We start from the raw sequence: 10,075 nt of genomic DNA on the forward strand, positions 1-10,075 counted from the left end.
GCTTCGGCGCGCTGGCGCGTCACCCCGCACAGGCTCTATGCCGGGACGGGGAGACGGCCGGCACTGACGAACGGCCGAACGTGGGAGTGAACGATGGCTGAAGCCCCGGTCGAGATCCTGTTGCTCCGGAAGATGCACCCGCTCGTGGAGAAGGCCTTCGCGGGACGGTACGGGGTCCACCGGCTGGCGGACGCCGCGGATCCGGAGGCGCTGCTCGCCGAGATCGGGCCGCGGATCCGCGCGCTCTGCGTCGGCGGCGCGGTCGACGGGGTGCTGATGGACCGGCTGCCGAACCTCGAGCTGATCGCGAATTTCGGCGTGGGCTACGACGCCGTCGACGCCGCCGGGGCGCAGCGGCGCGGCATCATCGTCACCAACACGCCGGATGTCCTCACTGACGAGGTCGCCGACCTCGCCCTCGGCCTCGTCCTCGCCACCCTGCGGCGGATCCCCCAGGCCGACCGCTACCTGCGGGCCGGCCACTGGCCCAAGGCGCCCTTCCCGCTCACGGCGTCCCTGCGCGGGCGGCGGGTTGGCATCCTCGGTCTCGGCCGGATCGGGCGGGCGATCGCCCACCGCCTGGAGAGCTTCGGCGTCGAGATCGACTATCACGGCCGCAGCGGGCAGGCGGACGTCCCCTACACGTATCACGATACGCTGATCGGCCTCGCCCGCGCGGTCCATATCCTGATCGTGGTGGCGCCCGGCGGCGCCGACACGCGCAACCTGGTGAACGCGACCGTGCTGGAAGCGCTCGGCCCCGAGGGCATCCTGATCAACGTCGCCAGGGGCACCCTCGTCGACGAGGCGGCACTGACCGCCGCCTTGAAGGCCGGGACGATCATGGGCGCCGGCCTCGACGTGTTCGAGAACGAGCCGCACGTGCCCGCGGACCTCGCCGCCCTCGACAACACGGTGCTGCTGCCGCATGTCGGCTCGGCCTCCGAGCACACCCGCGCGGCGATGGCCCAGCTCGTCGTCGACAACGTCGTCTCCTGGTTCGAGGGACGGGGTCCGCTGACGCCTGTCGCCGAGACACCCTGGAGACCGACCGCGTGAGACAGGCTCAGGCCGCCCTGCTGGCCGCATCGGCGCTGATCGCGACTACCGCGATCGTCCGACCGGCAGTCGCCCAGGACGTGCCCGCCGCCACCGAAGAGGCCGCTCCCACGCCTCCGCCCCGGCCCGCGGGGACGCTCGCGGCGCCTCCGGTTCCGGTCGCACCGCCGAGCCTGCCCGACAGGCTCGGTCAGGTGCCGGGAACCTGGGACCTGTCCCGGGACGGAACCAACCGCCGCTGCGTCATGACGCTGGTGCTCGACAGCGGCGAGGCGGGGCAGCGGCTGCGTTTCCCGGCCGGATGCCGCCGGGCCCTGCCGGTCCTGAACGCGGTCGCCGGCTGGCTCTTCGTCGACGGCGCCGTCCGCCTCGTCGACCGCAACGTCCGCCCGGTCCTCGACTTCGCCAAGCGGCCGGACCAGCGCAGCCTCGTGGCGCAGGCCGAGGGCGGCGAGGGCTACAGTTTCGTTCCCCTCGACATCGTCGCGATGCGACCGGCCGATGCGGTGGCCGCGCCCGAGACCGCGCCGGCTAATCCGACGAGCTCCTCCCCGCTCCAGACCGCGGCCCCGGTCCCGGCTGAGCTGCAGCCGGCGGCGACCGTCTCGGCGGGTCCGGCGCCCGGCCTCTACGCCCTCGATCGCGTCCAGCAGCGCGATACATGCCGGATCACCCTCGACGGGAGCGGCGGCGGCGTGCACATCGTCCGGGGCTGCCACGACAGCGGCCTGGAAGTCTTCGACCCGGTGCGCTGGCGTTACGTGAACGGCCGGATGACATTGACCGCCAAGCGCGGCCACAGCATCGACCTCGTGCCGAGCGGCGACGGCCGCTGGCGGCGCGACCCGGAGGTGGGCACCGCCTTCGTCCTGCGCCGCGTCGACTGACCACAGAGCGGACCGGCGCCCGGAACCTCGAGACTGCCGGTTGATGCGTCAGCGGATTTGCCCGCGGCCGTCCTGCACGGGGAGCATCCGCTCCAGAAGTCCGTCCCGCCGGACTATCAGGTGCCATGCCGTCCCGGCGACGTGCAGCAGGACCAGGGCGTAGACGAGCCACTGGCCGAAGACGTGGATCGACTCGAAGACCTTCTGGGTCGCGTCGTCCTTCGGCAGTCCCGGAATCGTGAACAGCCAGAAGTACGGCGTGTCCCGCCCCGACAGCGCGCTCAGCAGGTAGCCGCTGATCGGCATGATCAGGAAGATCGCGTACAGCAGGTAGTGGTTGACGCGCCCGATCAGCGTCAGGAGCCGGGGCGCCTGCGGGTCCGGCGGCGCGGGCCGGACCATCCGCCAGACGATCCGCAGGACCACGATCGCCAGGATCGTCAGGCCGACCGACTTGTGCAGCACGAACATGCTGCCCTTGGCGGGCGTCGGCGGCAGGCTGATCGCGACCCAGGCGAGCGGCAGCACGGCCAGGACCAGGGCGGCGTTCAGCCAGTGCAGCGCCTGCGACACCGGATGGTAGCGCGGCATTCCGGAAGCCGTGACGTAGGTGGCGGGCAGCCCGGTTGGCGCCGCCTTGCCGGCCAAGATCGAAGAGCCTGACATGATCCCTCGCGGATGAGCGTGGTCCGTCTCCGATCTAGGGCCCGCCGCAGGCCGGGGGGAGTCTCCCGTCAGGCGGATGCGCCGGTCGCGGCCGTCCGCGATACGTCGAGCAGGGCGGCGAGTTCTGCGGCCGCAGCGCGAAGCCTAACCGCCACGGTCTCGTCGACGATGCGGCCGTCCACCAAGTCGTCAGAGCCGGCATAGACCGAGGTCGGTGCGACATGAGCCGCGAAGAAGCCAAACAGCGGTCGGAGCCCATGCTCGACCACCAGGGCGTGGCGCAGACCGCCGCCCGTCGCAGTCAGCGCCACCGGCATGCCGATCATCCGAGCTGGATCGACGAAGTCGAAGACGTGCTTGAACAGCCCGGCATAGCCGCCCTGATAGACCGGCGTGCCGACGATCAGGGCGTCCGCCCCCTCGATCGCCTCGATGAGGCGCGCGGCGGGCGCCGACAGATCGTCGCGCTGCGTCGCGCCGAGGCCTGGGCCGGCATCCATGAGGTCGTAGACGGCGAGATCGATCCCACGCAGGCGCCCGAGCTCGGCACCGAGGGCCTCGACCAGGATGCGGGTGCGCGAGGGCCGCTTGGCACTGCCCGAGAAGGCGACGACGCGGGCACGGCTCGGCTTCACACTCGACTCGACACTCACCACGAAACCTTCCGCCGCAGCACGCCCCGATCCGGGCCTTCAAACACTCTGGCGCATGCGCGGCACGCGACACGAGTCGATTCGACGGTAACGCATTCCCGCGCCGGATAAAGCCTCGGCCGGGCCGCGTGGGCTGCGGTCCAGCGTGACCGTCTCGACGAGTCCGTCATCCGCGGAGCCGCCAGACATGGCTGCGCTTGATCTCGGCATCCTCGAGCGCGCGCGAGACCGGCACCGCGTAGGTCGCGAGGCAGTCGAGGCGGTTCCGCGGCAGGTAGGTGCGGCCCGGATCGCCAATCAGCACCGTGACGCCGCGCGCCTGCAGGCCGACGAGCCAGGCGATCACGGCCTCGGCCAAGTCGCGCTCGTAGAACACGTCGGCGGCCAGGACCAGATCGACCTGCGGATCCGTGACGAGGAGATTGTCGGAGACCACCGCGATGCGGTCGCCGACGCCGTTGGCCGCGGCATTCAGCTGGATCGCCGCCATGGCGAAGGGGTCGAGATCGCTGGCGACGACGTGGCGCGCCCCGGCGCGGGCGGCCGCGATCGCTACGAGGCCGGATCCCGAGGCGAAATCCACGACGCGCGCCCCGTCCGCGACGTCCGGGTTGTCAAGGACGTAGCGGGCGAGCGCCTGGCCGCCCGCCCAGGCGAACGCCCAGAACGGCGGAGGCAGCCCGATCTCCTGCAATTCCTCCTCGGTGCGCTGCCAGAGATCCGTCGCCTCGTCAGCGACATGCAGGCGGATCTCGGGCGCGTGGGGGACGGGCAGCAGGCGGGTATTGGTACGGATGAAGGCGGCTGGATCGTCCGGTGCGCGCACGGTCAGGCCTCCAGCAGGTCGCGCCACACGGCGCGGACTTGGTCGGTCACCGCGTCCTCGGTGAAGCCCCCGGTCTCGATCCGGACCCGCGCGGCCGCGCCCAGGCCGGCGACGAGACCGGCATCGCCGCTCAGGCGTGCCAGGGCGGCGGCCAGGGCCGGCGCGTCGTCGGGGGGAACCAGCAGGCCCTCGACGCCGTCGCGCACGAGGCTGCGGCAGCCCGGAACGTCGGACGCGACCAGCGCCCGGCCGCAGGCGGCCGCCTCCAGCAGCGTCCGCGGCAGGCCCTCGCCGCCGCGGGAGGGCAGGCAGGCGACGTGGTGGCCGGCCCAGACCGCCGCCACGTCGGTCGTCGGTCCGTGCCAGACGATGCCGTCGCGGCTCCAGGCGCGTAGGGTGTTGGCGTCGATCGCCCGCCGGTTCGATGGGTCCGGCGCGCCGTACAGCGCCAGCTCCACCGGCGCGCCCTGGGTCCGGGCGAGACGGACCGCCTCGACGGCGACGTCGATCCCTTTCGACCAGAGCATCCGGGCGACGACCGCCACCCGCAGCGGCGGCATCGGCGGCAGCGGTTGCGGGACGAGGATCGCGGGATCGACGCCGGCGCCGCCCACCACGGTCACCGACCGGTCGAGCGGATCGAGGCCCAGCGCCAGGGCGTCGTCGGGATTCTCGAACAGGAAGCGCGTCCGGGACGAGGCCAGCGGTCCCCGGATCAGCGCGCGCAGGGCGAGGCGCGTCGCCCGCCCGAGCCGGTCGCTCCGGGCGCCGACGAGGCCGAGGCCGGTCAGGGCGAAGACGCGGGACGGGATGCCCGCCATGGCGGCGGCTGTGCCGCCGACCAGGATGCCGCGCAGGGCGATGCAGTGGACGATGTCGGCCTTCAGCGCCTTCAGGATCGCCGCGAGCTGCCCGGCCGCGTAGCCCGCGGCCATGGGGTTGAGGCTTGCCCGCTCAGCCTCCAGGGGAACGACCTGCGCGCCGGTCGCCTCGATGGCAGCCCGGTGCGCGCGGACCCGCGTGACGACCGCGACCGAAAGGCCCATGCCGATAGCGGCGCGGGCCATCGGCAGGAAATGCGAGGCGAAGAACCAGTCCTCGGTCACCACGAAGACCAGGCGGCGCATCGAAACGGACAGATTCCCGGGGGCGGCATCGGACTGCATGCGCCCCCTCTAGCACGGCGCCGCTGCTCGTCCTGCGGCGGATGTGCAGCCCCGGAACGGCGATCACATGCCGCCTGTTGTCCAAGGCCTTCTCGCCGGGCGAGGCAGCCGGGCGGCGTCGATAGGAGGGGTTGTTCATGGCGTGTATCGAGACGGCGGAGAGCGGCGGAGACCTCCGCGCCGCGGCCGAAGAGGCCGGGCTCGTCTACGTCGATGACGGCCTGCCTGGGCTGACGCGCCGCCGGAGCGGCACGGGCTTCCGCTATCTCGACGCGAAGGGCGCGCCGGTGCGCGACAAGGCGGTGCTGGCCCGCATCCGCAGCCTTGCGATCCCACCGGCCTACACGGATGTCTGGATCTGCCCCCGCCGCAACGGCCACATCCAGGCAACGGGCCGCGACGCCAAGGGGCGCAAGCAGTATCGCTACCATCCAGATTTCCGACAGGCGCGCGAGGCCAACAAGTTCTCGCGGATCATGGCCTTCGCGGACGCGCTGCCCGGGATCCGCCGGCGCGTTGACGCCGACATGAAGCGGCCGGGCCTCTCCCGCGACAAGGTGCTGGCCACCGTGGTCCACCTGCTCGAGACCACGCTGATCCGAGTCGGCAACGACGACTACGCGCGGACCAACAAGAGCTACGGCCTGACGACTCTGCGCGATCCCCATGTCCGGATCGAGGGGGCGGCCCTGTCGTTCCGCTTCAAGGGCAAGAGCGGCAAGACCTGGGACGTGTCGCTGAAGGACCGGCGGGTCGCCCGGATCGTCAAGGCCTGCCAGGATCTGCCGGGCCAGGAGCTGTTCCAGTATCTGGACCCGGACGGCACCCAGCGCGACGTCACCTCCTCGGACGTGAACGCGTACCTGCGCGAGATCACCGGCGAGGACTTCACCGCGAAGGATTTCCGCACCTGGGCCGGCACGGTGCTGGCGGCGCTGGCGCTGCGGGAGTTCGAGACCTTCGACAGCGAGGCGGGGGCCAAGCGCAACATCCGCACGGCTATCGAGAGTGTCGCTGGCCGTCTCGGCAACACGCCGACGATTTGCCGCAAGTGCTACATCCACCCGCACATCCTCGACAGCTATCTGAAAGGCGGCCTGCTCCTGCAGGTCAAGGATGCAGTCGAGTCCGAGCTGAGCGAGGATCTCTCCCGTCTGCGGCCCGAGGAAGCGGCTGTGCTCGGGCTGCTGCAGGCGCACCTGTCCGCCGCCGAGGACGAAGCCAAGGCCGGTGAGGTGATCAAACCGGCAGGTGCGCGCGGAAGGGGGTCGCAGAAGCCGCGGGACAAGGCGGCGCCGGCAGCCGCCAAGTCTCACGGATCCAAGCCTGGGCCGAAGGCGAAGCGAGCATCTTCGGCCCGGCGGTCGGCCGTAGCCGCCTAGGAGACAGTCCCTGCGAGATCAACTGGACGCCCGTCAGTGCCGGGATTGGTTGTCGTTGCCCGGCGAGCGGCTGTCGGTGCCGCGCCGGACCTGCTCGCCGGTCTCGACCACGGGTGCCAGCCCGAGCTGACGGGCAAGGGAGACCAGATCCTTTAGTCGTCCGGTCTGGGTCTTACGCCGAAGGTTGAGTCGGTGCGTCTCCACTGTGCGGACGCTCAATGCCAAGCGCCGCGCGACTTCCTTGTTGCTGAACCCGGAGCTGAGGAAACGCAGAACCTCCGCCTCGCGGGGCGTGAGCCCGAGGCTGTCGCCCACTTCCGCCGGCATTGTCATCGGCTGCTCCGGGGGAACCAGGCAATCCGAGCCCTCCGCCAGGGCGAGCAGCGCCGCGCCGAGCTCGCGAGGCGACTTGGAGCGCGCTACGAAGGCGTCGGCACCCGCGGCCAGCAGGGTGCGAAGGTCATCCGCCGTGAGGGCACCGAAGGCGACCAGCGTGCGGAGGTTCGGCTGCCGCTCCTTCAGGGCGACGATGCGGGCGAGACCATCGGCCAGCCGGATCTCGTCGAGAAAGACTAGGGCGACGTTGCTGCCGGCTTCGGCGCGATCGAGATCGGCCTCGCTGATGGTGTGGAACTCGGGCATGTGCTCCAAGGTGGCGCGCACCGTCGCGCTCAAGTCCTCCGGCTCATCCAGGATCAGGACGCCAACGGCCGTACTCATGACCTCGCACCTCTCTCTCCCGGCTTGATACAGGCGGCCAGGATCGAAGGCGAAGTTCCAAGATCCATTCCATCTGGAACTGACGAATATTAAGCTTTATATTGGCAAAATCGCTGCCTCGAAACGGATACTCGACGGATGGATGCGCCAACCCGGGACAGCGGCGGGACATCGCTGGGGCGACTGTGCCAAAATGGGGCAGCCGGTTTACTTCAGCCGGCGACGGCGCGGACGCTATCGCCCTGATCGATCACGACACGGTTTCGGCTTCCACCTTTGGCCGCGTAGAGGGCAACATCCGCCCGCTTGACCAAATCCTCGACGCTGCCGCCGGGCTGACATGTGCTGACGCCGAAGCTGCAGCTCAGCCCAATCGGGCCAGCTGCTCCGCGGATTTGCAGGGCCTGGATCCGCGTCCGCAGGCGCTCGGCATGCGCTGCCGCCTCCGCGAGGTCACAGCACGGTAGGATGATAGCGAATTCCTCACCGCCAAGACGCGCGGCGATCCCCTCCCCCGCGCGCAGATCGGCCACGGCCTTGATCGACAAGTCGCCGACATCGTGGCCGTGCTCGTCGTTGATGCGCTTGAAATGACCGATATCGAAGAGGATCGCCGAAACGGCGCCGGTCCCCCGGCTCTGCTCCACGGCGCCGCGCGGTTGAAGAAGGTGTGCCGATTGCAGGAGCCGGTCGGCGGATCCGTCTCGGCGAAGCGGATCAATTCCTCCTGCAAGGTGGTCAACCGTTCGGCCGCGCGCTGCCGTGCGTTCGGTTCCTCGGCGTTCGGCGGCTTCTCGATGAAGTCGTCGGCGCCGCTGTCGAGGGCCTCGGCCAAGCTGCGGACATTGCGCGCCGACGACATGGTGATGACGTGGAGCGGCCCGCGGGATTCCGCAAGCAATCGTGCCGGCCAGCAGAGTTCGAGCCCGCAGAGCGGCCGGACCTCAAGGCTGGCGATCAGGATTCGGACCGAGGGCGTCGCCGCCCGGAATTTCAGCGCCTGCTCGGAATTCGTGAAGGCATACGCCGCGTGGCCCCGGGGCTGGATCAGTGACGTGATGATCTGCAGCACGACCGGCTCGAGTCGACGATGACGATCCGCATGGCGTGGCTCGCGACTGATCTGCGCGGTTTAAGCTGGAAGGCCTAACTCAACACCCGGTGGAGCTCACCCCTGTATGAGCGTGGCCATTACCACTCCGGATCGACGCTATATCGTTGTTCGCGAACGTCTGTGGCGACGCGCGAATCCCGACCTGCCGGAAACCTGCCGGACGGTACTGGTGAAGCGCCTGATGACGGCGCGACGAGGCGTGAAGGAGGCCAAGCAGTCCGAGCGGGCGGGCGAGCCGGGCGCCGCGGACGCGCTTGCTTCCGCCAGAGCCGAGGTCGACGCGGCGAAGATCGCGCTCGGCGAGCGCGGGCCGGTCTGGTGGACGGACGGCAGCCCCGACCTCAACCGCCACCTCGTCCGCAACACGCCCTACGCGGCGTGGTTCGCGGCGCTCAGCGCCGGGGAACCTGAACCGCGATGATCCGAGCCCCCGGGGCCGTGTCGGCGCCGACGGCGCGCCCGCCGCGGCGCTCCTGGGGGGCGGCGTTGATCACCGTCAGGGTCGGCTGGGCCGCCGGAGCGGCCGGGATGCCCGACACTGTCGGGACGCCGTAGGTGCCGTAGCTCCAGGGGCTGGGCACGATCTGGGTCGGACGCGGCACGCGGGTCAGCGGGGCGCCGATATAGGTGCCGCGCACGAACTCGCCGGCGAACCCCGGATCACCGGCATACCCGGGCGCGTAGGCGACCGGTGCGTAGGGATCAGCGCTCCGAAAGGTCTGCGCTGAAGCGGGCGTTGCCGCGGCGAGCACGAGCAGGGTTAGGATCATCCGGTTCGCCATGGGGCCGGCTCCGATGGGTGTCGGCGCGCGGTCCGCGCCGGATGCGGGGCCAACGGACCGGATCACCCGCCGTTCCGCGTGGCCAGTCGTGCAGAGTGCGTAACGGCGCCGTCATGTCCAGCCAAACGGCCCCGGGCGCGGGACGGTCACCGGCAGGTGGTGATCCGCCGGACCACCCAGCCCTCGCCCTCGATCCACAGGCGGCGGCGGGCCCGGCTACAGGTAGCGTCGTCGTCGCGCTCCACCGAGGCGGGATGAACCTGCGGATTGGCTTCGGCGACCTTGGTCTCGGCCGGGCCGTTGGCGGCCTCGGCCGCGAGCGGCACGGCCAGCATGGCGGCGCCGGCTGCGGCGGCAGCGATCGTACAGAGTCTCATGGGGAAATGTGCCCTGCGGCCGTGCTTGGAGGTTTGGTCCAGGAATGCACGGGCCGAGGGTTCGGTTGCATCGATGGCGGCGGCCCGTGCGTCAGCTCACATCCCCGGCTACGCGCCCGGCTACGCGCCCGGCCACAACGCTTAGACTTCCCGGCTTTCACGGGTAAGGAAGAACAAAACCGGACGCGCCGGTGCCCAGCCGTCCTGCGAAACTGTCCATCGCGGGCCGCGCGGCACGGTCCACGAAGCAGGGTTCATGAGCAAGCCGAAGCCTCCGACCAACGCGCTCCTGACGCCGGAGAAGCGCACCGACGACGTGGATCAGACGATCCGCCCGTTGAGCCTGGCCGAGTTCATCGGTCAGCGGGCGGCGCGGGCGAACATGCAGGTCTTCATCGAGGCGGCGAAGAAGACCGGGCAGGCGCTCGACCACGTGCTGTTCG

11 protein-coding genes and 2 pseudogenes are annotated in these 10,075 nt (G+C 70.6%); 5 read left to right on the forward strand and 8 right to left on the reverse strand.

Annotated features, from left to right (window positions below; translation table 11 throughout):
* The first annotated feature begins 93 nt into the window (after positions 1-93).
* Positions 94-1,059, forward strand: a complete 966-nt coding sequence (locus tag CIW48_RS10945; RefSeq protein WP_149310810.1) for a 2-hydroxyacid dehydrogenase — start codon at positions 94-96, stop codon at positions 1,057-1,059.
* Positions 1,056-1,946 (forward strand): AprI/Inh family metalloprotease inhibitor, encoded by an 891-nt coding sequence (locus CIW48_RS10950; protein WP_149310811.1) that lies wholly within the window; start codon positions 1,056-1,058, stop codon positions 1,944-1,946. Before CIW48_RS10945 ends, CIW48_RS10950 begins: the two co-directional genes overlap by 4 nt.
* A 48-nt stretch (positions 1,947-1,994) precedes the next feature.
* Here CIW48_RS10950 and CIW48_RS10955 read toward each other — a convergent pair whose 3' ends face one another.
* The 4 genes from CIW48_RS10955 to CIW48_RS10970 all read right to left on the reverse strand — a co-directional run bounded on the left by CIW48_RS10955 (position 1,995) and on the right by CIW48_RS10970 (position 5,257).
* Positions 1,995-2,612 carry a cytochrome b gene (locus CIW48_RS10955; RefSeq protein WP_149310812.1) on the reverse strand — a complete coding sequence of 206 codons (618 nt, stop codon included), beginning with the start codon at positions 2,610-2,612 and terminating at the stop codon, positions 1,995-1,997.
* 68 nt (positions 2,613-2,680) lie between these two features.
* Positions 2,681-3,268, reverse strand: coding sequence for an NAD(P)H-dependent oxidoreductase (locus CIW48_RS10960; RefSeq protein WP_246695196.1), 588 nt, complete (start codon positions 3,266-3,268; stop codon positions 2,681-2,683).
* Between the two features lie 163 nt (positions 3,269-3,431).
* Entirely contained in the window at positions 3,432-4,091 is a 660-nt protein-coding gene (locus tag CIW48_RS10965; protein ID WP_149310813.1) for a methyltransferase, read from the reverse strand.
* Between the two features lie 2 nt (positions 4,092-4,093).
* Positions 4,094-5,257, reverse strand: coding sequence for a glycosyltransferase (locus CIW48_RS10970; protein WP_149310814.1), 1,164 nt, complete (start codon positions 5,255-5,257; stop codon positions 4,094-4,096).
* A gap of 137 nt (positions 5,258-5,394) precedes the next feature.
* On the opposite strand from CIW48_RS10970, the gene CIW48_RS10975 reads away from it, so the two are divergent.
* On the forward strand, positions 5,395-6,639 hold the full coding sequence (locus CIW48_RS10975) for a DNA topoisomerase IB (RefSeq protein WP_149310815.1): 1,245 nt from the start codon (positions 5,395-5,397) through the stop codon (positions 6,637-6,639).
* Between the two features lie 33 nt (positions 6,640-6,672).
* Here CIW48_RS10975 and CIW48_RS10980 read toward each other — a convergent pair whose 3' ends face one another.
* Positions 6,673-7,359, reverse strand: coding sequence for a response regulator transcription factor (locus CIW48_RS10980; RefSeq protein ID WP_149310816.1), 687 nt, complete (start codon positions 7,357-7,359; stop codon positions 6,673-6,675).
* A 212-nt stretch (positions 7,360-7,571) separates the two neighbouring features.
* Positions 7,572-8,463: pseudogene (locus CIW48_RS10985) on the reverse strand (diguanylate cyclase).
* Positions 8,464-8,537: 74 nt separating this feature from the next.
* Here CIW48_RS10985 and CIW48_RS10990 point away from each other — a divergent pair.
* A complete protein-coding gene (locus CIW48_RS10990) occupies positions 8,538-8,894 on the forward strand; it encodes a hypothetical protein (protein ID WP_149310817.1) in 357 nt (118 codons plus the stop codon).
* On the opposite strand, the gene CIW48_RS10995 is transcribed toward CIW48_RS10990, so the two are convergent.
* Positions 8,866-9,255 (reverse strand): hypothetical protein, encoded by a 390-nt coding sequence (locus tag CIW48_RS10995; protein WP_149310818.1) that lies wholly within the window; start codon positions 9,253-9,255, stop codon positions 8,866-8,868. The two genes, CIW48_RS10990 and CIW48_RS10995, sit on opposite strands and share 29 nt — an antisense overlap.
* 146 nt (positions 9,256-9,401) lie before the next feature.
* A complete protein-coding gene (locus CIW48_RS11000) occupies positions 9,402-9,632 on the reverse strand; it encodes a hypothetical protein (RefSeq protein ID WP_091780293.1) in 231 nt (76 codons plus the stop codon).
* A gap of 256 nt (positions 9,633-9,888) precedes the next feature.
* Between CIW48_RS11000 and CIW48_RS11005 the strand changes: the two are divergent.
* Positions 9,889-10,075 (forward strand): annotated as a pseudogene (locus CIW48_RS11005) (Holliday junction branch migration DNA helicase RuvB); the annotation flags it as partial.

The organism is Methylobacterium sp. P1-11, assembly GCF_008329595.1.
GTDB lineage: Bacteria > Pseudomonadota > Alphaproteobacteria > Rhizobiales > Beijerinckiaceae > Methylobacterium.